Source organism: Amycolatopsis sp. NPDC049691 (genome assembly GCF_040675005.1).
Lineage (GTDB): Bacteria > Actinomycetota > Actinomycetes > Mycobacteriales > Pseudonocardiaceae > Amycolatopsis.
The window spans coordinates 68,585-94,884 of the sequence record NZ_JBFANX010000012.1; the positions used below are offsets into that span (position 1 = coordinate 68,585).

Consider the following 26,300-nt stretch of genomic DNA (forward strand, 5'->3'; position numbering starts at 1 on the left):
AGGAACAGCACGGCGATGCCGATCGGCAAGGAGATCCAGACCAGCGAGGGCAAGGGGCTGGAGACGATCCTCATGTCGCCACCTCCGCACGAATCAACACTACCGGCTCTCGGGAGTCGTCCGGGCGGTTCAAGCCGTTACGGCGAAGGCGGGAACGCCGAAGGGCCCCGCACCGGGATGGTGCGGGGCCCTTCGAGGTGAAGCGGGAGTTACTTCTTCTTGGCGGCCGACGTGCGCTTGGCCGGGGCCTTGGCGGCGGCCGGCTTCTTCGCGGCGGCGGCGGCCGGCTTGGCGGCGGCCTTCGCCCGCGTGGTGGTCGCCTTCGCCGTGGTGGCCTTGGCCGCCGTGGTCTTCGGGGCCGCCTTCGTGGCGGTCGCCTTGGTCGCGGTCGCCTTGGCCGGCTTCGCCGCGGTGGCGCGGGTCCGCGTGGTCGTCGTCGAACGCGTGGCGGCCGGCTTCGCCGCCGCGGTCCGCGTGGTGCGCGTCGTCGTCGCCTTGGCGGGCGCGGCGGCCGCGGTCTTCGTGGCCGTCGCGCGGGTCGCGGTCGCGGTGGCGCGCTTGACCGGGGTGGCCTTCGGGAGCTTCTTCGACCCGGAGATGACGTCCTTGAACGTCGTGCCGGCGCGGAAGGCGGGAACGTTGGTCTTCTTGACCTTCACGGCCTCACCGGTACGCGGGTTGCGCGCGGTACGAGCGGCGCGAGCGCGCTTCTCGAACACGCCGAAGCCGGTGATGTTGACCTTCTCGCCCTTGTTGACCGTCCGGATGATGATGTCCACCAGACCGTCAACGGCCTGCGCAGCCACCTTCTTGTCGTCGCCCAGACGCTCCGACAGCGCCTCGATCAGCTGGGCCTTGTTCGTCATTCCAGTCCTCCATAGTGGAACTAGCCGTCAGGCCCATCGGCCGACGTCACACAGAGTATTACCAGGACGGCACAAAATCCAAACAGGGGTGACCATGAACTCCGTTGTGTCGCCTAAGAAGTCTGCCCACCCGCGGCGCGGCTCGACGGCACAGCCGCCAGAAGATGTCCCCTGACCTGCGAGTTCACCGGATGAGTCCATATAGGACACGGTCGGCGGTCGATCAGTTGTTCGACTCCGGACCGCGGGAAACCCCCATGCCGCAAGGCAACAACGCCCCAAGCGGTGGGAAAATTTTGAGGAACGATCGTTCTTGACTGATCGTTCCTCAAAACGCTACGGTCAGGACATGGGCAGGCAACGGACGTTCGACGAGGACGAGGTGGTGCGCGCCGCCGTGGGGTTGTTCGGTGGCCGCGCGTACGACGGCGTGTCCGTCGACGACCTCGTCACCCACCTCGGCGTGCACCGCAACAGCTTGTACAAGACCTTCGGCAGCAAGCGCGGTCTCTACCTGGCCGCGCTGCGTCGCCACCTCGGTGACGACGTCCGCCCGTTGGCCGAAGCGCTTGCCGCGGCACCGGATGCCGCGACCGTGCTGAGGCTCGTCACCGCGGCCGATCTCGGGCTGCTGCTGCTCGCGGTGGTCGACCGGGCACCGGCGGACGAAGAGGTGGCCGCCGAAGTGGCCGCGGCGCTGGCCGGGATCGACCAGGCGATCGCCGACGCGCTCCACATCCCCACCGCCCTGGCCGCCGGCCTCACGGCCGCCGCACTGGGCATCGTCCTGCGCGGCAACCCCGACGGGGTCGGCGCCGCGCTCACCCAACGCTTCGACCGACAAGGAAAATGACATGGCACTGGTCCACATCGACGGCGACGACCTCGTCGTCGTGATCGAGGGTCTCGACAAGCTCTGGGCCTTCAAGAGCAGCCTGACCATCCCGCTGGCCAACGTCCGCGGCGCGACCGCGGACCCCGGCATCGCCGCCGACCCCAAGGGGATCCGCGCGCCGGGCGCCCACGTACCCGGGGTGATCACGGCGGGCACGTTCCACCTCGACGGCGAAAAGGTCTTCTGGGACGTCAAGGATCCGTCGAAGGCCGTCGTGATCGAACTCGACGACGAGCGCTACGCCCGTCTGGTCCTCCAAGTCGACAACCCGCGCGAGACCGTCACGCTGGTCGAGAACGCCCTGCGGTGAAGATGTTCTCCCACCTGGCCACGGTCGTGGCGTCGCTGGCGGTCGTTTCCGCCACCCCGGCCGGGGCGGCACCCTGCACGTTCCCGCCCACCGTGCCGACCGCGACGGCAACCAACCACCGCACGCGGCTCCCGACACCCTGGCGCAACCGGCCGCCGCGCTCGGCGGCGACCGGGTCGCCACGCTGCGGTTCGGCAAGTACGGCACCGGTCGCACCGGCCTCGGCGCCTACCGCGACCACCCCGAAACACTCGACTACCCCGCGTTCGTCCGTCAGGCGAAGGCCGCCTACGAGTTGTTGCGGGATCAACCGGAAGCCGACTCGCGCGCGCTGCTGGTCGTCGGGCACAGCGAGGGAGCGATGACGGCGCTGCTGCTCGGCGGCACCGTCCACCCGCGCCCGGCCGGCCTGGCACTGCTGCAGCCGCAGGCGATCCGCCTGCTGGACCTGGTCGCGCTGCAACTGCACGCCGAGACCGCCGAGGCGGCCCGGCAGGGCCAGTTCACCCCGGAGCAGCAGCGCATCATCGACGCGGCGATCGACGCCGCCGTCACTTCACTGCGCGAACACCGGCCGGTCGACACCACCGGCCTGCCGCCCGCCGTCGCCCGGCTTTTCGTGGCCTTCCAGGGGCCGAACGGCCGGTTCGTGGAGAGCGACGACGCCGTCTACCCGCCGGCCGCGGCCGCGGCTCTGCGCCCGGGAACCAGGGTGCTGCTGACCTGCGGCACGAGCGACGCCCAGGTCCCTTGCGCCACAACGGACGCCTTGACCGCCGCCCTGCGCCGCGCGCACGCGGGCGGCCCGGGCCGGGTACCGCTGCCCGGCGTGGACCACCCGCTGCACGACGCCGCTCACCCGGACACCCCCGCCCCGGCCGCGCTCGACGCCGTGCACCGGTTCGTCTACGGGCGCGTGAAGACCGGTTTCCCCGCCGGTGGGTCCAGCAGCACCCCGACGGCGTCGTCGTAGCCGAACGGGCCGGCCAGGATCGGCGCGGGATCCAGGGTTCCGCCGTCGAGGAGCTTCAGCACGTCCGGGACGTGCGGACCGGCGTGCGGCGGTCCGACGACGATGGTGATCCCCGTGCCGTACAACGAGAAGTACGGCAGCCGCGGCTCTCCGAAGTAGACGGACCGGATGACGCACGTGCCGCCCGGGCGGGTGGACAGCAGGGCGCACCGGAAGCCCGCGCTCGCGGCGGAGGCGTCCACGACCAGGTCGAAGGTGCCGTCGAGCCGGTCGGGGTACGCCTCGGCCGCGACGACGGTCGCTCCCGCGGCGGCGGCCTTGGCGCGGCGTCCTTCGTCGACGTCGAAGTAGGTGACGCTCCCGGCGCCCAGCGCGACGGCGCTCAGGACGGTCAACAGCCCGAGGCTCGCCGTTCCGCCGACCACGAGCACTTCGGCGCCGGGCCGGGCGTCGAGGGTCGGCCGGACGGCTTGGAAGGCGTCGGTGAGGTTGTCGGCGGCCGAGGCGGCCAGGAACGGGTCGACGCTCCCGGGCAACGGCGTCAGGTTGTACCGGGCCCACGGAACCCGGACCAGGTCGTCGAACAACCCGCCCCAGAGCCCGCCGGCGCTCGTGCCGTAGGACGCCAGGCGCGGCACCGAAGCGCAGGCACCCGGCAGTGCGCGCCGGCAGTTCTCGCACGTGCCACAGCTGATGTGCCACGGGATGACCACCCGCTGGCCGACGTGCAGTGGTGCATCGTCGCCGTCGAGGTCGACGATCTCGCCGACCGCTTCGTGGCCGAGGGCGAACGGCGGCTCGAACGGCGCCGGCGACACCACGAGCCGGCGGTCGAGGTCGCAGGCGGACGAGGCGATCGGCCGCACCAGCGCGTCCCCGGGCGCGGAAAGGCCGGGCGCCGGCCGGTCCTGCCATTCCAGGCCGCCGGGACCGGTGACGACGAGGCTCTTCATGGCACTCCTTAGACGACGCTCTCTAGAGAGCGGACTCTAGAAGGCGCGTTCGGTTATCGTCAACCCATGCCACGGCTCGTGCACGACACGTCGACGATCCTCGACGCGGCCGCCCGGCTGCTCGCCACGGGCAGCGCCGACGCGATCACCGTCGCCGGCGTGATCCGCGAAGCCGCGGTGTCCAGCGGCTCCGTCTACCACCGGTTCCCCACCCGCGCGGCCCTGCTGGCCGCCCTCTGGAACCGCGCGGTGCAGAGCTTCCACGCCGAGCTGTACCCGCTCTTCGGCGACGAGCCGGTGGCCGCCGCGGTCGCGCTCGGGCGCCGGACCGTGACGTGGTGCCGCGACCACCCGGCCGACGCCCGGGTACTGCTGACCGGCCTCGGCTCCTTCGAACCCGCGGCGTGGCCCCGGGAAAGCCGCGACCTGCGCGAGGCCGACCAAGCCCGCTGGGACCGGCACATCCGCCGCCTGGTGACCGACCTCAAGGCGGCGACCGGGCGCGGGACGGCGGAGATCCTGCTCGTCGTCGTCGACCTCCCCTACGCCGCCGTCCGCCGCTACTTGAGCGCCGGCCGGGAGATTCCGGCGGCTCTCGAAGACATCGTCGAGCGCGCCATCCGCTCGGCGCTCACCGCGGACCAGCCCCTGCGAGGTGGCTCGTGACGCGGCCCACGCTTGCCGGAACCGCGCTCGGGCGGGCTAAGCTGCGTTCGTGCCCCTGACCGTCCGTTTCGCCCGTGGCCGCCGGCCGCGTGGCTGCCAGGCGCCCGCGCGGCGCGTGCGCGGACGCCGGGTGCGGTACGCGATCGGCTCCGAGGCGGGCCAGGTCGACGGGATGCGATGGCACCGCTTGCCGCGCGTCGCGAAGGCTCACTGAAACTCGGTGAGCCCGCGCGTTCGTGCGCTCCGGTGATCCCCGACCAGCCACGAACCACCCGGGACGTCCCGGGTCAGGAGCACATCCACAATGGACTTCTTCTTCCCGGCCGCGCCGGGCGGCCTTCCCGATGCCCGGGGGTACTTCGGTGCCTTCGGCGGCCAGTTCGTCCCGCAGGCGCTCGTCGCGGCCGTCGACCAGGTCGCGGCCGAATACGAACGGGCGAAAGCGGATCCCGTCTTCGTCGCCCGGTTCGAGGACCTGCTCGCCCACTACGTCGGGCGGCCGAGCGCCCTCACCGAGGTGCCGCGTTTCGCCGCGCACGCCGGGGGCGCGCGGATCTTCCTCAAGCGCGAAGACCTCAACCACACCGGCTCGCACAAGGTCAACAACGCGCTCGGCCAGGCGTTGCTGGCGCGGCGGATGGGCAAGACCCGCGTCATCGCCGAGACCGGCGCGGGCTCGCACGGCGTCGCGACCGCCACCGCGTGCGCGCTGACCGGCCTCGCCTGCACCGTCTACATGGGAGAGACGGACATGCGCCGCCAAGCGGTGAACGTGACGCGGATGGAGCTGCTCGGCGCGCGGGTCGTGCCGGTGACGTCGGGCTCCCGCACCCTCAAGGACGCCATCAACGAGACGTTCCGCGACTGGGTCGCCCACGTCGGCGACACGCACTACCTGTTCGGCACGGTCGCCGGGCCGCACCCGTTCCCCGCCATGATCCGCGACTTCCAGCGCGTCATCGGCGTCGAAGCCCGCCGTCAGCTCCTGGAGCGGACCGGACGGCTGCCCGACGCCGCGATCGCCTGCGTCGGCGGCGGATCGAACGCGATCGGGCTGTTCCACGCGTTCCTCGACGACCCCGGCGTGCGGCTGATCGGCTGCGAAGCCGCCGGGCACGGCGTGGCGAGCGGGGAGCACGCGGCGTCGCTCTCGGCGGGCGAACCCGGTGTCCTGCACGGCTCCCGCTCCTACGTCCTGCAGGACGACGAAGGCCAGATCCGGGAAGCCTGGTCGATCTCGGCCGGGCTCGACTACCCCGGCGTCGGCCCGGAACACGCGCACCTGCACGACTCCGGCCGCGCCGCCTACCGCCCGGTCACCGACGACGAGGCCATGGCGGCGTTCCGGCTGCTCGCCTCGACCGAGGGGATCGTCCCGGCGATCGAAAGCGCGCACGCGCTCGCCGGGGCGCTGCGGGTCGGTGCCGAGCTCGGCCCGGACGCCCTGCTGCTGGTGAACCTGTCGGGCCGCGGCGACAAGGACATGGACACGGCATCCGTCCACTTCGGACTGGAGAGTGCGCGATGAGCCGGCGGTTGCTGGACGAGACGCTCGCCCGGGCCGAGCAGGACGGACGGGCCGCGCTCATCGCCTACCTGCCGGCCGGTTTCCCCACGGTCGACGGCGGGATCGCGGCTCTGCGGGCGACCCTCGACGCCGGCGCGGACATCGTCGAAGTGGGCCTGCCGCACAGCGACCCGGTGCTGGACGGCCCGGTCATCCAGACCGCCGACGACATCGCGCTGCGCGGCGGGGTCCGGATCGCCGGCGTCCTGCGCACGGTCCGCGAAGTGCACGCGGCCACGGGCAAGCCGGTGCTGGTGATGTCGTACTGGAACCCGGTGTCCCGCTACGGCGTCGAGCGCTTCGCGCGCGAACTGGCGGACGCGGGCGGCGCGGGTTGCGTGCTGCCCGACCTGCCGGTGGCCGAATCGGCGCAGTGGCGGCGGCAGGCGGACGAGCACGGGCTGGCCACGGTGTTCGTGGTCGCGCCGAGCAGCACGGACGAGCAGCTGGCGGAGACCGCGGCGGCCGGCACGGGGTTCGTCTACGCGTCCGCGTTGCTGGGCGTCACCGGAACGCGCGAGTCGGTCGACCGGGCCGCCGCGGCGCTGGTGCGACGGCTGCGCTCGCACACCGGGCTGCCGGTGTGCGTCGGCATGGGCGTGTCGGACGCGGACCAGGCGGCGGAGGTCGCCGGGTTCGCGGACGGCGTGATCGTCGGATCGGCGCTGGTGGAAACCCTGCTGGACCGCGCAGGGGACACGGCGGCACTCGAGCGGCTCACCGGCCGGCTCGCGTCCGGGGTGCGCGCTCGCGCTGTCTGAGCGGGGTGGCCGGGCTCGCGGTGCCGCGGGCCCGGCCGCCGCCGACCTGGTCCACAAAGGACGTCGGCGGCGCCGTTCGGCGGGTTTGACTACTCCGCGTGCCGGAACGCTGCGGCATTCAGGTCACCGCTCCGGCATTCGGCTGGCCTTCGGCCGCTTGCGGCCATTTCTGTTCTCCGCCCGGCTCGGAAACGATAAAGTGCTCCTCTTCGCAGGGGAGCGGCGAAGAGCGAATGGCGTCAAGGGGGACTCATGTTCGTGGGCCGGACGTCGGTCCTGGAGCTGATCGGCGACCTGACCGGACCGCGTGGCGAGAATGCCTCGGCCGATCCGCGGCCGGTCGTGGTCCTCACGGGCTGCGGGGGTTCCGGGCGCACCGCGATCCTCGCGGAAGCACTGCGGACCTGGCGGGACCGCACGGCTTCCGTGCTGGTCCAGCCACTGCTGCCGGACGGCGACCGGACGTCGCTGCGCCCCCTGCTGACCTCCAGCATGCTCGGGCTGGGCGTCGGCGTCCCCGGGTATTCGGTGTCGTTTCCCCGTTCGCTGATCGCGCAACTCGCCATCAGCGCGAATTTCGCCGGGCTCCCCGCCGGTGACCAGCGGACGCGGCTGCGCGAACGGCTCAACGACTACAAGCGGAAACCCGCGCTCGACGGATTCCTCAAAGCGCTGGCGCACGATTCGTTCGCCCTCGTGCACGTCCAGATCCCCGGGCTGCCGGACCTGGTTCCCCGGCTGGCGGCCGAAGCCGCCGAGAGCGCGCTGAACCGCCTGTACCGCGGGCGCGGCCTGCTGCGGTTTTCCTGGGGCGACGCCGTGGACTGGTTCGCCCACCAGGACCAGGACTTCGCGAACAACGCCGAGGAGACGCTGATCCAGCTCAGCGCCCGGGCGAAGAGCACGGACCCGGTGGTCCGGCGCGGCGTCGACGACGTCCTGGTCGCCGCGTTCCTCGCGGACCTGCGCCGCAGCCACGCCCGCGTCCGGGGGCGGCCGCCGCAGATGCTCCTGCTGCTCGACGACGGCGACGTCCCGGCGGCGATGACGTTCGTCCGCTCGCTGCTGCGCGTCCGCCGGGCGATCGCCGACAGCCGGCCGACGCCGGAGAACCGGCTGCCCGATCCGCTGACCGTGGTCACGACCAGCGCCGGGCCGGCCGCGACCGGCGCCGTGCCGTGGCCGGGAACCGGTCCGGCGGACGGGCCACGCGTGCGGGTCGCGGTGGCCGACCTGAGCCCCGCGGAGGTCGTCCAGCTGGCCCGGAGCCACGACTGGGCGACGTCGGAACGCACCGGGAGCGTGGCCGGCCGGCTCACCCACGGCCACGCCGCCGCGACCGAGTTCGTGCTGCGCCGGCTGGGCGAGAACCCGCGGTTGCTGGACGACCTGGGCGCGCTCCTCGACAGCGAGGAGCCCGACGAGAACGTTCGCGCCGACCGGCACCTGCTGCGGATCTTCGTCCGCGGGCTCGACCCGCAGCGGACACCGGACGACGCGTCGGTCGAGGCACTGATCACGCTGTCGGCCGCCCGGACGTGGCAGGAGGCCGGCACGCTCGTTCCCCTGCTGCCACCGCCTTTCGACCTCGGCTCGCCGCTCTACACGTCGCCGACGTTGTGGGCCGCTCCCGCCGGCGGCGAACGCCGGCTCCACCCGCTGGCCCGCTACCTCGGCCTGCGGGCACTGGCCGAGCGCCCGGACGCGCAGACCGGCTGGGAAGGCGTTTTCCGGCTGCTGCGGGGAAAAACCCACCCGGACGACCGGGCCGGGCGCTGGCACCACGAGCGGATGCTCGGCGGCCGCGCGAAGGTCGCGGACGAGCTGGCCGCCCTGCTGCCCGAACTGCCGTCCGCGGAATGGCTGGAGCTGTTCGACACCGTGGTGGCCACGCCCGACCCGCGGGTGACCGACCTGGCGGAGATCAAGGGCCTCGGCAGGCCCCCGACCCCGGCCGGGCACACCGACGCCCTGCTCGGCATCGTGCCCGCGCTGGAGCGGGACCCGTGCGTGACGCGGCCGGAGGACATCGCGGCCCTGCGGAAGCTCGCCTGGCACGGCTTCCTGCGGCTCGCCGAAACCGAGGGCGTGGCGGACAAGCAGCCGTTCCTCGACCGGGCCGACCGCTACTCGGCGGACAGCAGCTGGTACTGACCCCGTCCCGAAAGGACCCCGATCGTGTCCTCGCGCTACCGCTGGGTGGTCTTGCCCGATCCGAACCGGGACTTCCCGCACCGCTGGACGGACTGGTGGCGGCTGTCCGCGGCGCTCGTCGTCGCGATCCTCGTGGCCGGCGGCCTGGTCTTCCAGCAACCGCTGCAGCGGGCGTTCACCTGCGGCTGGTTCGACCGCTCCGCCTGGTCGGCGGGCGGCGAGTGCGTCGGGCTCAGCGACGGCTCGTACGACTTCGGCCTCGACCGCTTCACCGCCGCGCTGCACGTGATCGAGCAGCAGAACGCCGCCGCCGCGGACAAGTGTGACCCCCAGGGCACCCCGGTGACCGTCGGCGTGCTGCTGACCCTGACCGACCGCAACGCCGGCGGGCGCGCGCTGCACGAGCTCGAAGGGATGGCCGCCGGGCAGCGGCACGCCAACGACACCGGGTGCCTGCACCCGATGCGGCTGGTGGTCGCCAACGTCGGCGCCTACGGGCCGGACAACGAAGCCGTCGAGGTGGCCCGCGAGCTCGCGGACGACCCCGACGTCGTGGCCGTCGCGGGGCTCGGGCTGAGCCAGCAGCGGTCTGCCGAGGTGGCGGACCTGCTGGCCGCGGCGAAGGTCCCGATGGTCTCCGACCTGATCACCGCCGAGGGGTTCGACCAGACCGGATCCCGCGACGACCAGCCCGACTTCCGCGCGTGCGACCCCGACATCACCTATCCCCGCGGTGTCGGGAAGGACTACTTCTACCGCGTCGCCTACCGCAACGCCGTGCAGATCGAGCAGCTCGCCACGGTGCTGCCCGGCCGGCCGGACTTCATCATGGTGCCCACCGGCGGCTCCGACCCGTACCCGTGCACCGCGCTGCCGATGATGCAGCGCCGCTTCGGCGGCAAGATCACCGAGGTCAAGTTCGACGCCGACGAAGCGAGCACGGTCCCGCTGACCGCCCAGCGGGTCTGCGGAACGGCAAAGGACGTCGAAGTGCTTTACATCGCCCGCGGCAGCGACCTGGCCCGGTTCCTCTTCAGCCTCGACGAAGCCCTCCTCGGCGGCCGGTGCGCGGCCACGTCGGTCACCGTGGTCAGCACGTCCGACGGCCTCCGGGTCCGCTCGCCCGAGGACAACGCGATGCTGGAGGACCTCCGGCTCCGGGCGCTGCGCTCGCAGAGCTTCACCGACGGCCGGATCCGGCTGATCTCGACGCTCGTGTCCGGCGCCGACCGCTCCCGCGGCGACAACCCCGGATTCCGGGACCTCGAAACAGCGTTCACCGGCGCCGGGTTCGAGGTGGCTCATCTCGACGACGGTTGGGCGGTCAACGGCTACGACGCCGTGACCACGATTTCGGCGGCGTTGCGGACGCTCCCGTCGGCGAAACCGGTCCAGCGCAGCCAGGTCAACACCGCGATCAGCGGGTTCTCCTCGAGCGGCCAGGCCGTGGCGGGCGCGGGCGGCCCCATCACGTTCGACAACAGCGGCAACCGCGCCGACGCGGGCCCGCCAGTGGTCCGGGTGTGCCCACCGCGCCCGGCCGACGGCGACCAGCAGGCCCGGACCCCGAGTGTGGTCGTCCGGCCGGGCACGCCGCCGAACTGCTGACCGGCCGGGGAAAGTCCCCTACGGACGGAACGGCGATCGGGTTGCCTCGAAACGGTAACGAAGCGCTTTCTGTTGCCAGGTTTACAAGCCGGGACCGGATTTCTAAGATCTCGCACCACGAGCCGGAGTGCTCCAATGTCGCGGCGATCGGGAGGTTCCGGAATGGCGCGTGCCGGTCGGCGAAGAGCGCAGCGGCTGACGGTCGAGGACCTTCTGCGCAAGGCCCGGGCGAGCGCCCGTCCGATGCGGACAGCCGGGCCCCCGGGAGCGCTGGGGAACGCGGACTCCGACCCGGACGAGCATCGCGCGCGGCTGGAACGCCGAGCCCAGGAAGCGGCCTCCGCACAACTGCGCGCCGGTGCGCGGATCCGCTGGGCGGCGATCGTGGTCGCGGGCCTCGCGGTGGTGGCCGGCATCGTCCTGCCGGCGACGATGTCCCGCCCGGCGCCGCGTAACGCGGCGTTGTCGTCGGTTCCGCTCGAGCCGGCCGTCGCCCCGCGGTTGTCGGCCACCAGCACGGTTCCGGTCCGGCCGGCCACGACGTCGCCCACGAAGCCGGCCACGACAACCCCGTCGACGACCCGGCCGAGCGTCGCGCCGCCGCCGGTCGTCACGGAGGCCCGGCACTGCCCGACCGCCGAGACGTCGGCGCTCAACGACGACGCGGACGGCGTCGTCTACCGCGGCTCGTGGGACGTGAGCAGCCACCGCGAGTTCGGCGACTTCCACGCCGACGTGCACTACACGAAGGCGAACGGCAGCTGGGCCGGCTACTCCTTCACCGGGACCGGCATCGCCCTGTTCAGCGAGACGTTCTCCGACGAAGGCCGGATGGACGTCTACGTCGACGACGTCTTCCAGCGGACCGTCGACACCACGAGCGAGGTCCGGCACGCCCAGCAAGCCGTGTTCAGCACGTGTGGGCTGCCGCCGGGGAACCACACCATCCGGGCCGTCAAGCGCAGCGGTACCTACATGCTGGTCGACCGCTTCGACGTCACGCCGTGAGCGCGGCACAGCGGCCGATTCCGGCTTTCACCCCGGTGGCGGACCGACGTGCCCGACAGCGTCCGCCACGCTGGCGTGGATGGCGAACAGGTCGTCGACGCGGGTGATCGCCAGCGGCAGCAGCACGCTGCGCTGGGTCGCCACCAGCGTCACCTCGATCCCCGCGCCCGCCGCCGCGTGGTGCAGCCACGCCAGCGCGGACAGGCCGACCGAACCGAAGAACCGCACCCGGGCCAGGTCGACCACCAGCGCCCGGGGTCGCCGAGCCAGCGCCGCGGCCATGACCTCCCGCAGCATGGTGCGCACGACGTGGTCCACGTCCCCTTCCACATCGACCACCGCGATGTCGCCGAGCGACCGCACGGCGACGGCGAGGACCGGCGGGGATGCAGGTTCCATGAGCTGCGCTCCAGAGGAAACCATGAGCGAAGAACGACTCGGAGCAGCTGAGACCGGCAGCTCAGTTGTCGTATGACAACAATTACCCTACTGTCCCGCCGCGCCGATGTCACCCTCGGCGAGATCTCGATTTGCCGCCGCCTGGAACGCCCGGAGCCCTCGCGCGAGAGCGTCTCGTTCTTCGGCACTCAACACGGCAAGGACGCCGTGCAGGCTTTCGCGGCGACGCGCACGCAGATCCTGCAGGTAGGCCCGGCCACGGTCGGACAGGCGCAGCACCAGCTCACGGCGGTTGCGGGAGTGCGGCAGCCGCTCGACGAACCCGACGGCTTCGAGCCGGTCGCACAGCCGGCTGGCCAGCGGCGGGGTGGATCCCAGCAGTTCCGCCAGGGTCCGCAGGTTCAGTCCTTCATGGCGATCGAGCGCGACGACCGCACGCACCTGGGACACCGAGAGCGGCCGCGGGGAGGCATCACGGGCGCGCTCGAACAGGATCTCGAGCAGTTCGGCGGTGTCGGCCACAGCCGCGGCCACCTGGTCGGCAGCACGCGTCCCGCGCGATCTGTTCACGGCGTTCACGGTGGCATCCCTCGGTCGAGCCGTCACCGCAGCCTACCGTGCGGGGTCGCCGCATCGAACGATCATCGGGACCGACCACGCGATCCTTTTAGGACAGTTGTCCACGTCAACAGTGGTCGTACGGTAGCCGCGCGGCCAGGGATGGGCCCCTCATGCCGGGCAGCTCGAACCCGTCACGGCGCGAAGCCGCGAAAAGGATCTCCGACGTCAGGTCGCCCGGCACACCAAAAAGTCCGCCTGACCTGGGTCAGACGGACTTGAGTGGCAGCTGCTGGTACCCCCGATGGGATTCGAACCCACGCTACCGGCGTGAGAGGCCGGCGTCCTAGGCCGCTAGACGACGGGGGCTTAGGATCTTTCCTTGGTTTCCCAAGGGCTTTTCAGTTTTTCTTGCTGGAGAGAACTTACCAGAGCCGTTTTCTCGCTCCGCAGGGGGGTCACTCTCCGCAGCTGGGGTACCAGGACTCGAACCTAGACTAACTGGACCAGAACCAGTCGTGCTGCCAATTACACCATACCCCAGTGAGGTACCGTTCCGGCCTGGCCGGTTCAGCACCGCACGAGGAGAAATACTAGAGCACGCCGTTCGGCACCGTGAAAGCGGGGGTCCCACTCACCCGCTGGGCGGGGACGCCGATCGTCGCGTACTCCGAAACCAGCAGCTCAGGCAGCTCGCCCAGCCCCCTGACGCGGTGGACGCCCTCGGGGGCGCGCTCGCCGACGCCGTCGCGGTCGAGCCAGACCGCCCCGAGACCCGCGTCGCGGGCGCCGATCGCGTCCGTGTCCAGTTTGTCCCCGACGTGGACCGCCTGCGCGGGCGCGCAGTCCAGGCCGAGGCAGACCGTGTGGAACATCACCGGATCGGGTTTGGCCACGCCCAGCTCGCCGGCGATGGCCACGTGGTCGAAGAACGGCGCCAGCCCCAGGTCGGCGATCTTCTTGCGCTGGTGGCCCCCTGAGGCGTTCGTCACGGCCGCCAGCATCAGGCCGGCCGCGCGCAGCCACTCCAGGCAGTCGAGGACGTCGCCGAAGAGCTGCCACGAATGGTCGAGCAGCTCTCTTCGGCGCCGCTCGAACGAGCTCACCTGCTCGGCGTCGGCGAGGATGCCGATCTCGGCGAGGAAGCAGTCGGTGCGCCGCTGGTGCATCGTCGCGTAGTCGAGTTCGCCGGCGACGACGAGGGCGACGTGCTCTTCGGTGATCAGGTCCCACAACGGCCACAGGTCGCCCCGGCCGGTCAGGATGTGGAGGCTGCGGCGGATCGCGGCCGTGCAGTCGATCAGGGTGTCGTCGATGTCGAGGCACACCAGACGCAGCCGAGGCGGCGCCCAGGGCTCGGGCGCCGCCTCGGTGGGGGCGGTTCGCGACGGGGTCCGGGGTGCCAGGGCGAAATCCACCCAGTGAGGCTAGGGCAACCGCCGCGTTCGCGACGCTGCCAAAGAGGTGATTGCCGATGCCCTGTTCCGGCGCACCGGCTCTACTCCCAGTTGGCGAGCCGTCTTCTATTGGTTATCCGACCAATGCGCGACGAAGACGTCCCAGCGAGACGTCGCGGCCGAGCAGTTCCATCGATTCGTACAGCGGGGGAGAAACCGTCCGTCCGGTCACGGCGACGCGAACCGGCGCGAAAGCCTTGCGGGGCTTGAGACCCAGACCGTCCACAAGGGCGTCTTTGAGCGCCTCCTCGATGGCCGCGGCCTCCCACGACGGCAGCGCTTCGAGGGCCTTGACCGCCGCGGCGAGCACCGGCTGCGCGGCTTCGCCGAGGTTCTTCGCCGCCGCGTCTTCTTCCGGCGCGAAAGCGTCCTCCTCGGTGAACAGGAAACGCACCATGGGCGCCGCGTCCGAAAGCACCGTGACGCGTTCCTGCACCAGCGGCGCGATTGCGTTCAGCCGGGCCAGCTGCTGCTCGCTCGGCGGTTCCGGAAGGACACCCGCGGTGACGAGGTACGGCGTGACACGGGAAACGAACTCGGCCGCGGGCAGCGCCCGCACGTGGGTGCCGTTGATCGCTTCGGCCTTCTTGAGGTCGAAGCGCGCCGGGTTGGCGCTGACCTTGGTGACGTCGAAGGCGGCGATCATCTCCTCGACGCTGAAGACGTCGCGGTCGTCGGCGATCGACCAGCCGAGCAGGGCCAGGTAGTTGAGCAGGCCCTCGCGGATGAAGCCGCGGTCGCGGTAGTTGAAGAGGTTCGACGAAGGGTCGCGTTTGGACAGTTTCTTGTTGCCCTCGCCCATGACGTAGGGCAGGTGGCCGAACCGCGGCGTGAACTCCGCGACGCCGATGCGCTCCAGCGCCGCGTAGAGCGCCAGCTGGCGGGGCGTCGAGGGCAGCAGGTCCTCGCCGCGCAGGACGTGCGTGATCTTCATCAGCGCGTCGTCGACCGGGTTGGTCAGCGTGTACAGCGGCTCGCCGTTGGCGCGCACGAGCACCGGGTCCGGGATCGTGCCCGCCGGGAACGTGATGTCGCCGCGCACCAGGTCGGTCCAGCCGAGGTCGGTGTCGGGCATGCGCAGGCGCAGCACCGGCGCGCGGCCCTCGGCGCGGTAGGCGGCGATCCGCTCGGCGGTGAGGTCGCGGTCGAAGTTGTCGTAGCCCAGCTTCGGGTCCAGGCCGGCCGCCTTGCGCCGGGCCTCGACCTCCTCGTTGGTCGAGAACGCCTCGTACAGCTCCCCCGCTTCGAGGAGCTTCGCGGCGACGTCGGCGTAGACCGCGCGCCGCTCGCTCTGGCGGTAGGGCCCGTACGGGCCGCCGACCTCGGGACCCTCGTCCCAGTCGATACCGAGCCAGCGCAGCCCGTCGAGGAGCTGCTCGTAGGACTCCTGCGAGTCGCGCGCGGCGTCGGTGTCTTCGATCCGGAACACCAGCTGGCCCTGGTTGTGCCGGGCGAAGGCCCAGTTGAACAGCGCCGTGCGGATCAGCCCGACGTGCGGGGTGCCGGTCGGCGAAGGACAGAAGCGCGCGCGAACCACCGATGTCTCACTCATAGCCCGATCAGCGTATCCGTCGCCACAACGCTTGACGCCGGGGACCGGTCGGGGGCATCCTCGATTTATTCAACAGGCGATGAATAGATGGGGAGATGGTCGAGATGACCGAGCGCACGGGCTGCGTCGTCATCGGTGGCGGGCCGGCCGGGATGGTCGCGGGGCTCCTGCTGGCGCGGGCCGGCGTCGAGGTGACGGTGCTGGAGAAGCACGCCGACTTCCTGCGCGACTTCCGCGGGGACACGGTCCACCCGTCGACGCTGACGCTGCTCGACGAGCTGGGCCTCGGTGAGAAGTTCGACGCGCTGCCGCACAGCGAGCTGACCGCGGCCGGCTTCCCGAAGGAGGACGGCGAGCTGATGAAGCTGGCCGACTTCACCCGGCTGAAGGTCCCCCACCCGTACATCGCGATGGTGCCGCAGTGGGACTTCCTCGACCTGCTGGCCGAAAGCGCCCGCAAGGAGCCGACGTTCGTCCAGCGGATGGAGACCGAGTGCACCGGCCTGGTCCGCGAGCACGGCCGGGTCGCGGGCGTCACCTACCGCACGACGGCGGGCGAGACCGGCGAAATCCGGGCGGACCTGGTGATCGCCGCCGACGGCCGGTGGTCGCTGGCCCGTCGTGAAGCCGGCCTGGTGCCGCGCGAGTACGACTGCCCGTTCGACGTCTGGTGGTTCCGGCTCTCGCGCGGCGAAGGCGAGCAGGGCGGCATGCTGCTGCCGAAGATGCGGGACCGCCGGTTCGCGGTGCCGCTCCCCCGGCCGGACTTCTACCAGGTCGCCTACCTCGCGCCGAAGGGCGAGGACCTCCGCGAGCAGGGCATCGAGGCGTTCCGCGAGAACGTGACGCAGATCTGCCCCGAGTTCGCCGACCGCGTGCACGAACTCGAGACGATGGACGACGTCAAGTTCCTCGACGTGCGGCTGAACCTGCTGCGCAAGTGGCACGTCGAGGGGTTGCTGTGCATCGGCGACGCGGCGCACGCGATGTCGCCGATCGGCGGCGTCGGCATCAACCTGGCGGTGCAGGACGCGGTCGCGGCGGCGACGCTGCTGGCCGAGCCGCTGCGCCGGGGCCGTCCCACGCAGGCCGAGCTGGCGAAGGTGCGCGCGCGGCGGCTGGCGCCGACGCTGCTGGTGCAGGGGTTGCAGCGGCTGCTGCACCGCGGCGTCGTGCGCGCCGTGATGGCGGGCAGGCGCAACGGCCCGCCGCTGCCGATGATCAAGGCGTTCGCGCGGTTCCCGCGGCTGTCGTACCTCCCGGCCCGGCTCCTCGGCCTGGGGCTGCGGCCGGAGCACGCTCCGGCGTTCGCCCGGCGGCCGATGGAGCCGGTCGCCAGGGGTTAGACGTTCTCGACCGGGTTGGTCAGGGTGCCGATGCCTTCGATGGTGATCGAGACGCTCTGGCCACCCTCGATCGGGCCGACGCCCTCGGGGGTGCCGGTCAGGATGACGTCGCCGGGCAGCAGCGTCATCACGCCGGAGACGAACTCGACCAGCTCGGGGATCTTGTGGACGAGGTCGGACGTGCGCCCGTCCTGCTTCAGCTCGCCGTCGACCTCGGCCTTGAGCGAGAGATCGGACGCGTCGAGCGACGTCTCGATCCACGGGCCGAGCGGGCAGAACGTGTCGAAGCCCTTGGCGCGGCCCCACTGGCCGTCGGACTTCTGCAGGTCGCGGGCGCTGACGTCGTTGGCGATCGTGTAGCCGAGGATCGCGCTCGCGGCGCGGGCGGCCGGCACGTTCTTCACCGGCTGGCCGATGACGATGGCCAGCTCGCCCTCGAAGTCGACGCGGCCCACGTTCGAGGGACGGCGGATCGGCGCGTTCGGGCCGACGACCGTGGTGGACGGCTTGAGGAACAGCATCGGGGCGGCGGGCACCTCGTTGCCGAACTCGGCCGCGTGCTTGGCGTAGTTGCGGCCGACGGCGATCACCTTGGACGGCAGGATCGGCGCGAGCAGCCGGACATCGGCCAGTGGCCACCGCTTGCCGGTGAAGTTGGGCTGGCCGAACGGGTGCTCGGCGATTTCCAGGACCTGGGCGTCGTCACCGTCCCCTTCGACCGAAGCGAACGCGACACCACCGGGATGAGCAATACGGGCTAGGCGCACGGGGTCAGTCTACGTCCGCTGTTTCCGTGACCGGGGCCACGGTGGTGCTCTTGTGGACGAGCGCGTCGCAGAGGGCCAGCCAGCTGGCCTCGACGATGTTGCCGTGCACGCCGACGGTGGTCCACTCGCGTTCGCCGTCGGTGCTCTCGACCAGCACGCGCGTCACGGCGTCGGTGCCCGGGTGGCCCTGGAGGATGCGGACCTTGTAGTCGGCGAGCTCCACACTGTCCAACCAGGACAGGTGCGGGGAGAGCGCCTTCCGCAGGGCGGCGTCGAGGGCGTGCACCGGGCCGATGCCTTCGGCGGTGGCGATGACGCGCTGGCCGCCGACATGCACCTTGACCGTGGCTTCGGCCACGACCTCGGCGTCGGCCCGGTGGTCGAGGACCACGCGGTAGGACTCGAGCTCGAACGGCGCCTCGGCGGGCTCGTCCGCCTCGGCGCGCAGCAGCAGCTCTAGGGAGGCGTCGGCCGCCTCGAAGGACCAGCCTTCGGATTCGAGGCGCTTGACCTTGGTGATGGCGCTCGTCAGCGCCTCGGGCCGGCCGGCAAGGTCGACCCCGAGCTCACGTCCCTTGAGCTCGAGGCTGGCCCTGCCGGCCATCTCCGTGACCAGTACCCGCATGTCGTTGCCGACAGAAGACGGATCGATGTGGTTGTACAGCAACGGATCCACCTTGATCGCGCTCGCGTGCAGTCCCGCCTTGTGGGCGAAGGCCGACGCCCCTACGTAAGCCTGGTGGGTGTAGGGGGCGAGGTTGGCGATTTCGGCAAGGGCATGGGAGACCCGGGTGAGCTCGGCCGCGCCTCCGGTCGGGAGGACGTCCATGCCGAGCTTGGTCACGAGGTTCCCTGTCACGGCGAAGAGGTCGGCGTTGCCGGCCCGTTCGCCGTAACCGTTGGCGGTGCACTGGACGTGCGTCGCGCCGGCCTGCACCGCGGCGACGGAGTTCGCCACGGCGCAGGAAGTGTCGTCCTGACAGTGGATTCCGAGGCGGAACCCGGTTTTTTCCTTGATGGTCTTCACTGTCTCGGCGAGGCCGAGCGGAAGCTGGCCGCCGTTGGTGTCGCAGAGCACGAGGACGTCGGCACCCGCGTGGGCGGCGGCGTCGAGCACCCTGAGCGATGTCTCGGGCGAGAAGGCGTAGCCGTCGAAGAAGTGCTCGGCGTCGAGGAAAACGCGCCGGCCTTCCTTGACGAGGAATGCGACGGTGTCCTCGACCATGGCGCAGGCCTCGTCGACGTCGACGCGCAGGGCGCGTTCGATGTGCCGCAGATCGGACTTCGCGACGAGGGTGACGACGGGGGCTTCGCTGTCGAGCAGGGCCCGCACCTGCGGATCGGCGTCGGCGGTGGTGCCGGCCTTGCGCGTGGCCCCGAAGGCGACGAGGGCCGCGTGGTTGAGCTTGAGTTCGCCTTTCGCGGCGCGGGCGAAGAATTCCGTGTCCTTGGGGAGCGCACCGGGCCAGCCGCCTTCGATGAACCCGACGCCGAGTTCGTCCAGCAGCCGCGCGACGGCGAGCTTGTCCTGGACGGAGTAGGAGATGCCCTCTCGCTGCGCACCGTCGCGCAGGGTGGTGTCGTAGAGGTGGAAGGCATCGCCGAGCGGGGTATCGGCGGGCTCCTGGCGGGTCACGGTGTTCTCCCAATCGTTTCGTGGCAACAAAAAAACCTCCCGCATGGGTGCGAGAGGTTGCGCGCCGGGGGCTCTTGTGGAGCTATCGTCCGGCGCGCTCGTCGATAATGATGGCGAAGCTGGTCATGGTCGCATCATGCCACAGGGGTTCGGGAGAAGTCCACAACCTGGGTCAAGCTCCCACCATCCGGGAACACCCGGCGCACGAAAGAGCCCCGCGTCACGAAGACGCAGGGCTCTTTCGAACAAAAACCTCAGCCCGCCGTCCGCACGTTCGACGAAACCAGCGCGGCCAGCCGGTCCCCGATAGCCTGCGTGGCCCCCGGCGAAGCCTGGTCCCGCGTCGCCAGATCGAACGCCACCGAAGCCTCGATCCGCCGAGCGGCCTCCTTCTGCCCCAGGTGGTCCAGCAGCAGCGAAACCGACAACACCGCGGCCGTCGGGTCGGCCAGCCCCTGCCCGGCGATGTCCGGCGCCGAACCGTGCACCGGCTCGAACATGCTCGGGTTCCGGCGCGTGATGTCCAGGTTCCCGCTCGCCGCGAGCCCGATCCCGCCGGTCACCGCGGCCGCCAGGTCCGTGATGATGTCGCCGAACAGGTTGTCCGTGACGATCACGTCGAACCGGGACGGGTCCGTCACCAGGTGGATCGTCGCCGCGTCCACGTGGGAGTACGCGACCGTCACCTCGGGGTGTTCCAGCGAGACCTCTTCGACGATCCGCGACCACAGCGAACCCGCGTACTCGAGCACGTTGGTCTTGTGCACCAGCGTCAGGTGCTTGCGGGGCCGGGCCTCGGCGCGGTTGAACGCGTCCGCGACCACGCGGCGGATGCCGAACGCCGTGTTGACGCTGACCTCCGTCGCGATCTCGTGCTCGGTGTCCTTGCGCAGCAGACCACCAGTGCCCGCGTACGGGCCTTCGGTCCCTTCGCGCACGACGACCATGTCGACGTCGCCGGCGTCGGCGAGCGGGCCCCGGACCCCCGGGTACAGCCGCGCCGGGCGCAGGTTGACGTGGTGGTCCATCTCGAACCGCAGGCGCAGCAGCAGACCGCGCTCGAGGATGCCGCTCGGCACCGTCGGGTCGCCGACCGCGCCCAGCAGGATCGCGTCGTGCTGGCGCAACTCGCCGAGCACCGACTCCGGGAGCAGCTCACCGGTCGCGTGCCACCGCGCGGCGCCGAGGTCGTAGTTCGTGATCTCCGCCGTCGGTACTACCTCGCCGAGCACCTTCAGCGCCTCGGAGACCACCTCGGGCCCGATCCCGTCTCCTGGGATCACCGCGAGCCGCATCCACACACCTCCGTCGACCGGACCACCGGCCGCACCGATGGCCCACCGCAACAAAACGCCAGCAGCCGGAAGGTTACCGGCCGTAGACAAACGGCCGTAGCCGCACCACCCTTATGCCGCATCCTCCCGCAGGGTGAGACACCCAATCGGGTGAATACGGGCAGGGGCGCCCCCGGTGGATACCCACCGGAGACGCCCCTGATGCTGCATGGATCGATCTTGTCACGACCTAGCGATGGCCGGCCCCGATCGGCTGACGGTCGTTCCCCGGCCGGGCGCCCTGGGCGGAATCCACCTTGACCACGTTCGCCCGGTTGCCCGCGGCGTTGTGGTGCTCGATGGCGAGCAGCCCGAGCGCCTTGTCGGCCGCGACCGAAGCCGCGTTGCGGTTGACGACCAGCGCCGTCCCCGGCTTCGCGACGTAGCCCAGCGCGGCGTCGCCGCCACCCTGCACCGAATAGCCCGGCGCGAGCGCGTCGAACGAAAGCGGCGTGCCGACGTAGTCGATCAGCCCGTTCGTCGTGCCCGGCGCGACGTAGAAACCGCTCACGCCCACCGTGTAGGAGATGCGGTGGCTGTCGGCGGTCGCGTCGATGCCCAGCGCGGCCAGGGAAACCGGCAGCGTGACCACGTTCGTGTCGAACACGTTCGTGTCCACGTCGCCGAGCTGCCCGTTGACGGCCTGGACGTCCACCTGCGGGAAGCCCGGGGTCAGCGCGACCGTGACGGCCAGCAGCACGTCCGTGGACGTCGCCTTGGTCACGTAGGTCTCGAAGTCCGGCGTCCCGTCCCCGGTGGTGTCGATGTCGACGAACGGCGAGGTGTTGCTGCCGATGTTCGCCCAGTCGCCCCAGGTGGAGAGACCGAACGCGACGATCGCGTTCTCCGGCTCGCCCTGCTCCTTCGCCAGCGGCGCGGTGGAGGCCGCGCCGATGTAGCGGAGGTCGCCGCCCTTGGCCGTCTTGTTCACCGTGCAGTCGGTGACCACGTCCGCGTCGCACTCGGGCAGCTGCGGGGACTCCGCCTGCAGCTCGAGCACGCTGATCAGCGAGCGGTACCGCTGCGCGCCGGTCCCCTGGTCGACGCCCTTGCCGGTCAGGTTGAGCACGGCCTGCGTGGCGTCGGGGGCGAACTTCACCGACTGCGGCGTCGAAATCGTCGACACCGGCTTCGGCGCGGCGTAGACCGAAACCCGCAGCGGCACCTTCGCGCCGCTCACCGGCGTGAAGGCGACCCGGCCGGAGGCGTCGGCGACGAACTGCCGCGCGAGGCCGGCCTGGGTGGCCTGCATGGTCGGGTCCATGACCTTGCGCAGCGCCTTGGGGTCGGTGATCTTCAGCGTCACCTTGACCTTGGCGGTGCCGCGCGGGGTCAGCTTCACCGTCTGCTTGTCCACTGTGTACTCGACGCCCGGCAGCGCGTTGACCGCCTGGTAGGCCACCGAGTACTCGGCCGGCGTGACACCCTTGTTGACGAGCTTGATCGTCTTCGACAGCGTCACCGGCCCGGGAGCCTCGACCGTGCCGAAGCTGACGCTCACCGCACCCGGGTCGTCGACGACGTAGGCGAGCACCTGGTTGTCCAGCGCCGCCTTGGCGTCGATCCGGCCGCTGCCGACGCGCTGCGGCGCGTAGGTGTGGCCCGCGCCGTCGGTGACGTCGTGGCCGGCGGTGTCGATGACCGACGCCTTGACCTCCTCGACCGACCAGTCCGGGTGGGACTGGCGGACCAGCGCCGTGATGCCCGCGGTGTGCGGCGCCGCCATGGACGTGCCGCTCAGCACGGTCCGGCCGTTGCCGCTGCCGCGGAACGCCGAGGTGATCGTGTCGCCGGGGGCGGCGACGTCCGGCTTGACGGCCGGGCCGCGGGTGCCGCGCGAGGTGAACGAGCTCGGGGTGTCCACGATCGTCTTGTCGTAGGTCTGGATCGAGGCGCGCCCGGCGCCGTAGAGCCGGACCTGCAGCGTGCCCGCGGTCAGCGCCGCGCGCAGCGTCTTGGTCGCCGAACCGGTGAACTGGAACATCGGGATCGCCGCGTTGCCCGCGATGCCCGCGCTGAAGTGCTCCAAAGTGGACGAAAGCAGTGCGCCCTTCGCCCCGGCGGCCTGTGCGTTGTTGGCGCGCGCGGCCGAACCGCAGGCGCGGGTCGAGTCGTTGTCGTCCCACTCCAGGAAGACCAACTTGCCGGCGGCCTTCGCCTTGTCCGCGGCGGAGTACGGCGCGCAGCCCGCGGCGTTCGACGCGGACAGCGCGACGACCGGCGCGGTCAGGTCGAGCGTGTCGTAACCGGTGTAGTTCTGGCTGTACTGCCCGGTCTTCTGACCCGCCGCGGTCGTCGGCGCCTTGACCTCGGCGGCGTCGCGCAGGATGCCCGCGTCGCGGGTGCTGGCGACGGTGAGCGCCTCGGGGGTGTTGCCCGGGGAGCCGGCGATGTCGTTGATGTCGCCGCCGTTGCCCGCGGAGATCACCGGGAGCACGTTGTTGGCGGCGAGCTTGCGCACGAACAGCGAGTCCGGGTCGTCCGGCGCGCCGAAGTCCGAGCCGAGCGAGAGGTTGACGATGTCGAGGTGGTCGGTGAAGTCGCCGTCGCCGTCCGGGTCGAGGGCCCAGTCGAGCGCCTGCGAGGTGACGTTCGTCGAGCCCGTGCAGCCGAACACCTTGATGGCGTAGAGGAGCGACTTCGGCGCGGTGCCCGGGCCGATCTGCATCGCGTCGACCTTCTTGGCGTCCAGCTTCTTGTAGTCGCCCTTGAAGGTCTTGCCGTCCGCGGTGACGCCGAAGCCGCCGATGGTGCCGGCGACGTGCGTGCCGTGCTCACCGCAGGCGAGCGGGTTCGGGTCCGGCGCCGGGGTGGTCTTGCCGGGCGTCGCGGCGTCGTAGTCGTCGCCGACGAGGTCGGTGCCGCCGACGACCTTGGCGCTCGGGAAGAGCGGGGTCGGCTTGGTGCGGTCGACGCCGTTGTACGCGGCCTTGGTGCCCGGGCCGCCGAAGTCGGCGTGGGTGTAGTCGATGCCGTCGTCGATGACGCCGACGCGGACGCCGTCGCCGAACTTCCCGGTCTGCTGCCACGCGGCGAGCGTGTTGGTCAGCTGCTCGGCACTGGCGTTGGTGCGCGTCTTCGGCACGACCGTGCGCACCGAAACGACGTCCGCGCGCTTGGCGACGTCCCGCAGCTTCGCGGCGTCGGCCGTGACGACCACGCCGGGGACGGCGTTGGCGGTCTGGGTGACGACCTGCGGCTTGGCGTCGGCCGAGCGCAGCTGGCCCAGCACCGAGTTCACCGCGGCCGCAGTGTCGTCCTTCGCGACCCGGGCGGCGCGCTTGGCGGCCTCCTTGCCCTGGGGCTGCGCGGACGTGAACGCGTCGACGGCCGGCTTCTTGGCCAGCTCGACAAACGCGGTGACGCGTCCCTGCGCGGCGCCCAGCCGCGGCGAAACCTTGCCCTGCAGCTTCCCGGCGTCGACCTTCGCCGGCGCGACACCGTCGGCCAGCGGTGCGTCCTGTGCGGACGCGGCGGGCGCCCCCAGCGCGGCGGCCAGGACCACGGCGAAGAACGCCGTGGTGGCGCGCGCGGGTAAGCGGGATCTGCTCATGAGTCGGCCCCTTACTCGAGGTCTGGACCCGAACCTGCCTGCCGCTCCTGACACCCCCGACGGTGAAGCGCGGCGCAGCGCCGTGCCCTCGACGACGCGTGGTTCAACCTCGCGGGGAGAACTTAATGCCCCAAATCACCTACTTACGTAGGCAAAGGACTCCGTTACGTGAATGTGATTGCACACGAAGGCCCCCCGTCGGGTGACGAGGGGCCTTCGAAGTGTTACGTCAGTTGAAGTCGACCGCACGGATCGTGTGCGCCCCGACCGAGGCGCCGATCGGCTCCAGCAGGTGCGCGTCGATGTGGCGGTCGACGCGCAGCAGCATCACCGCGTCGGAGCCGTCGGTGGTCTGGCTGATCTGCGCGGCCTCGATGTTGATGCCCGCCTCGCCGAGCAGCGTGCCGACGCGGCCCATCACGCCCGGGCGGTCGCCGTACTCGACCAGCAGGACGGTGCCCTCGGCACGCAGGTCGAAGCCGCGGCCGTTGACCTCGACCAGCTTCTCGACCTCGTCCTTGCCGCTGACCGAACCGGACACCGTCAGCACCTGGCCGTCCGCGTGCACCGCGCGCACCGTGACCAGGCTGCGGAACTTCGGGCTCTCCGACTCGGTTTCCAGCTCGACCTGCACGCCCAGCTTCTCCGCCAGCTGCGGCGCGTTGACGAACGTGACCTGGTCCTCGACCACGCCGGTGAACACCCCGCGCAGCGCCGCCAGCTGCAGTACGCCGGTGTCCTCGTTCGAGATCTCGCCCTTGACCTGCACGGTCACCGACGTCGGCGCCTTCGGGTTCAGCGCGGTGAGCAGCTGGCCGAGCTTCTGGGTCAGCGACAGGTACGGGCGGACGTGCTCGCCGACCGCGCCGCCGCCGGTGACGTTCACCGCGTCCGGCACGAAGTCGCCGCGCAGGGCCAGCAGCACCGAGCGGGCGACGTCCGTGCCCGCGCGGTCCTGCGCCTCGGCCGTGGACGCGCCCAGGTGCGGGGTCACGACGACGTTGTCCAGCTCGAACAGCGGGCTGGACGTGGTCGGCTCGGTCACGAAGACGTCGATGCCGGCGCCGCCGACGTGGCCCGAGCGCAGCGCGTCGGCCAGGTCCTGCTCGACGATCAGGCCGCCGCGGGCGGCGTTGACGATGATGACGCCCGGCTTGGTCTTCTTCAGCGCCTCGGCGTCGATGAGCCCCTTGGTCTCCGGGGTCTTCGGCAGGTGGATGGAAATCGCGTCGGCCCGCGACAGCAGCTCGTCGAGGGTGACGAGCTCGATGCCGAGCTGGCCGGCGCGCGCGGCCGAGACGTAGGGGTCGTAGGCGATGATCTTGGTGTCGAACGCGGCCAGGCGCTGGGCGAACAGCTGGCCGATCTTGCCGAGCCCGACGACGCCGATCGTCTTGCCCTGCAGTTCCACGCCGGAGAACGAGCTGCGCTTCCACTCGCCGCCGCGCAGGCTCTGGTCGGCGGCCGGGACGCGGCGCGCGACCGCCAGCAGCAGCGCGACGGCGTGCTCGGCGGCGGAGACGATGTTCGACGTCGGCGCGTTGACGACCAGGACCCCGCGCTCGGTGGCGGCGGGCACCTCGACGTTGTCCAGGCCGACGCCGGCGCGGGCGACGACCTTCAGCTGCGTCGTGGCACCGAGCACCTCGGCGTCGACCTTGGTGGCGGAGCGCACCAGCAGCGCGTCGGCGCTCTTCACCGCCTCGAGCAGCGCGGACCGGTCCGTGCCGTCGACGTGCCGGACCTCCACCTCGTCACCGAAGACGCTCAGCACGGAGGGGGCGAGCTTCTCCGCGATGAGGACGACGGGCTTATTGGGCTTGCTCACGATGCGGCTCCCACTATCTGGTCATTTCCAGGACGCTCTGTGTCGACAGACGGTCTCAGCACGCCGTTGTGCCCCGGTCGAGCGGGAGTTTAACCCGCAGGACGGCCCC

22 protein-coding genes and 2 tRNA genes are annotated in these 26,300 nt (G+C 71.2%); 11 read left to right on the forward strand and 13 right to left on the reverse strand.

What is annotated here, in order from left to right:
* Nucleotides 1-209 precede the first annotated feature (209 nt).
* A complete protein-coding gene (locus AB0J40_RS26290; RefSeq protein ID WP_364457435.1) occupies nucleotides 210-866 on the reverse strand; it encodes an HU family DNA-binding protein in 657 nt (218 codons plus the stop codon).
* A gap of 349 nt (nucleotides 867-1,215) precedes the next feature.
* Between AB0J40_RS26290 and AB0J40_RS26295 the strand changes: the two genes are divergently transcribed.
* From AB0J40_RS26295 to AB0J40_RS26305, 3 genes are all read left to right on the forward strand, one after another.
* Nucleotides 1,216-1,719 (forward strand): helix-turn-helix domain-containing protein, encoded by a 504-nt coding sequence (locus AB0J40_RS26295; protein WP_364457437.1) that lies wholly within the window; start codon nucleotides 1,216-1,218, stop codon nucleotides 1,717-1,719.
* 1 nt (nucleotide 1,720) lies between these two features.
* Complete coding sequence (locus AB0J40_RS26300) at nucleotides 1,721-2,071, forward strand: hypothetical protein (protein WP_364457439.1); 351 nt, start codon at nucleotides 1,721-1,723, stop codon at nucleotides 2,069-2,071.
* Nucleotides 2,072-2,369: 298 nt separating this feature from the next.
* The gene (locus AB0J40_RS26305; RefSeq protein WP_364457440.1) at nucleotides 2,370-3,044 is read left to right on the forward strand and encodes a hypothetical protein; all 675 of its coding nucleotides are present in this window, start codon (nucleotides 2,370-2,372) and stop codon (nucleotides 3,042-3,044) included.
* On the opposite strand, the gene AB0J40_RS26310 is transcribed toward AB0J40_RS26305, so the two are convergent.
* Nucleotides 2,978-3,997 (reverse strand): alcohol dehydrogenase catalytic domain-containing protein, encoded by a 1,020-nt coding sequence (locus tag AB0J40_RS26310; RefSeq protein WP_364457442.1) that lies wholly within the window; start codon nucleotides 3,995-3,997, stop codon nucleotides 2,978-2,980. The two genes, AB0J40_RS26305 and AB0J40_RS26310, sit on opposite strands and share 67 nt — an antisense overlap.
* 66 nt (nucleotides 3,998-4,063) lie before the next feature.
* Between AB0J40_RS26310 and AB0J40_RS26315 the strand changes: the two genes are divergently transcribed.
* From AB0J40_RS26315 to AB0J40_RS26345, 7 genes are all read left to right on the forward strand, one after another.
* Nucleotides 4,064-4,663, forward strand: a complete 600-nt coding sequence (locus AB0J40_RS26315; protein WP_364457444.1) for a TetR/AcrR family transcriptional regulator — start codon at nucleotides 4,064-4,066, stop codon at nucleotides 4,661-4,663.
* A gap of 49 nt (nucleotides 4,664-4,712) precedes the next feature.
* Nucleotides 4,713-4,877 carry a hypothetical protein gene (locus AB0J40_RS26320; protein ID WP_364457446.1) on the forward strand — a complete coding sequence of 55 codons (165 nt, stop codon included), beginning with the start codon at nucleotides 4,713-4,715 and terminating at the stop codon, nucleotides 4,875-4,877.
* A 90-nt stretch (nucleotides 4,878-4,967) separates the two neighbouring features.
* Nucleotides 4,968-6,191, forward strand: coding sequence for a tryptophan synthase subunit beta (gene trpB, locus AB0J40_RS26325; protein ID WP_364457448.1), 1,224 nt, complete (start codon nucleotides 4,968-4,970; stop codon nucleotides 6,189-6,191).
* Nucleotides 6,188-6,991 (forward strand): tryptophan synthase subunit alpha, encoded by an 804-nt coding sequence (trpA, locus tag AB0J40_RS26330; protein WP_364457450.1) that lies wholly within the window; start codon nucleotides 6,188-6,190, stop codon nucleotides 6,989-6,991. The genes trpB and trpA overlap by 4 nt, the downstream gene beginning before the upstream one ends.
* Before the next feature lie 252 nt (nucleotides 6,992-7,243).
* On the forward strand, nucleotides 7,244-9,145 hold the full coding sequence (locus AB0J40_RS26335; RefSeq protein WP_364457451.1) for a hypothetical protein: 1,902 nt from the start codon (nucleotides 7,244-7,246) through the stop codon (nucleotides 9,143-9,145).
* Nucleotides 9,146-9,169: 24 nt separating this feature from the next.
* Nucleotides 9,170-10,753 carry an ABC transporter substrate-binding protein gene (locus AB0J40_RS26340; RefSeq protein WP_364457453.1) on the forward strand — a complete coding sequence of 528 codons (1,584 nt, stop codon included), beginning with the start codon at nucleotides 9,170-9,172 and terminating at the stop codon, nucleotides 10,751-10,753.
* A 162-nt stretch (nucleotides 10,754-10,915) separates the two neighbouring features.
* Nucleotides 10,916-11,761 (forward strand): hypothetical protein, encoded by an 846-nt coding sequence (locus tag AB0J40_RS26345; protein ID WP_364457455.1) that lies wholly within the window; start codon nucleotides 10,916-10,918, stop codon nucleotides 11,759-11,761.
* A gap of 27 nt (nucleotides 11,762-11,788) precedes the next feature.
* Here the strand turns inward: AB0J40_RS26345 and AB0J40_RS26350 are convergent, their stop codons facing one another.
* The 6 genes from AB0J40_RS26350 to gltX all read right to left on the reverse strand — a co-directional run bounded on the left by AB0J40_RS26350 (nucleotide 11,789) and on the right by gltX (nucleotide 15,727).
* Nucleotides 11,789-12,160, reverse strand: coding sequence for an STAS domain-containing protein (locus tag AB0J40_RS26350; RefSeq protein WP_364457456.1), 372 nt, complete (start codon nucleotides 12,158-12,160; stop codon nucleotides 11,789-11,791).
* Nucleotides 12,161-12,247: 87 nt separating this feature from the next.
* Entirely contained in the window at nucleotides 12,248-12,739 is a 492-nt protein-coding gene (locus AB0J40_RS26355; protein ID WP_364457458.1) for a MarR family transcriptional regulator, read from the reverse strand.
* A gap of 272 nt (nucleotides 12,740-13,011) precedes the next feature.
* Nucleotides 13,012-13,087: transfer RNA gene (locus AB0J40_RS26360), tRNA-Glu, on the reverse strand.
* A gap of 102 nt (nucleotides 13,088-13,189) precedes the next feature.
* Nucleotides 13,190-13,261 (reverse strand) — tRNA-Gln (locus AB0J40_RS26365).
* Nucleotides 13,262-13,311: 50 nt separating this feature from the next.
* Nucleotides 13,312-14,046 (reverse strand): HAD family hydrolase, encoded by a 735-nt coding sequence (locus tag AB0J40_RS26370; protein ID WP_364457810.1) that lies wholly within the window; start codon nucleotides 14,044-14,046, stop codon nucleotides 13,312-13,314.
* Nucleotides 14,047-14,248: 202 nt separating this feature from the next.
* Complete coding sequence (gene gltX, locus AB0J40_RS26375) at nucleotides 14,249-15,727, reverse strand: glutamate--tRNA ligase (RefSeq protein ID WP_364457460.1); 1,479 nt, start codon at nucleotides 15,725-15,727, stop codon at nucleotides 14,249-14,251.
* 95 nt (nucleotides 15,728-15,822) lie between these two features.
* On the opposite strand from gltX, the gene AB0J40_RS26380 reads away from it, so the two are divergent.
* Entirely contained in the window at nucleotides 15,823-17,073 is a 1,251-nt protein-coding gene (locus AB0J40_RS26380) for an FAD-dependent oxidoreductase (RefSeq protein ID WP_364457462.1), read from the forward strand.
* Here the strand turns inward: AB0J40_RS26380 and AB0J40_RS26385 are convergent.
* The 5 genes from AB0J40_RS26385 to serA all read right to left on the reverse strand — a co-directional run bounded on the left by AB0J40_RS26385 (nucleotide 17,070) and on the right by serA (nucleotide 26,191).
* Nucleotides 17,070-17,840 (reverse strand): fumarylacetoacetate hydrolase family protein, encoded by a 771-nt coding sequence (locus tag AB0J40_RS26385; RefSeq protein WP_364457463.1) that lies wholly within the window; start codon nucleotides 17,838-17,840, stop codon nucleotides 17,070-17,072. The genes AB0J40_RS26380 and AB0J40_RS26385 overlap by 4 nt on opposite strands.
* A gap of 4 nt (nucleotides 17,841-17,844) precedes the next feature.
* Nucleotides 17,845-19,476: a citramalate synthase gene (gene cimA, locus AB0J40_RS26390; RefSeq protein WP_364457465.1), complete on the reverse strand. Its 1,632-nt coding sequence runs from the start codon at nucleotides 19,474-19,476 to the stop codon at nucleotides 17,845-17,847.
* A 254-nt stretch (nucleotides 19,477-19,730) separates the two neighbouring features.
* Nucleotides 19,731-20,771, reverse strand: a complete 1,041-nt coding sequence (locus tag AB0J40_RS26395; RefSeq protein ID WP_364457467.1) for a 3-isopropylmalate dehydrogenase — start codon at nucleotides 20,769-20,771, stop codon at nucleotides 19,731-19,733.
* A 229-nt stretch (nucleotides 20,772-21,000) separates the two neighbouring features.
* Nucleotides 21,001-24,363 carry a S8 family serine peptidase gene (locus tag AB0J40_RS26400; RefSeq protein WP_364457469.1) on the reverse strand — a complete coding sequence of 1,121 codons (3,363 nt, stop codon included), beginning with the start codon at nucleotides 24,361-24,363 and terminating at the stop codon, nucleotides 21,001-21,003.
* Nucleotides 24,364-24,592: 229 nt separating this feature from the next.
* Complete coding sequence (gene serA, locus AB0J40_RS26405; protein WP_364457471.1) at nucleotides 24,593-26,191, reverse strand: phosphoglycerate dehydrogenase; 1,599 nt, start codon at nucleotides 26,189-26,191, stop codon at nucleotides 24,593-24,595.
* Nucleotides 26,192-26,300 lie beyond the last annotated feature (109 nt).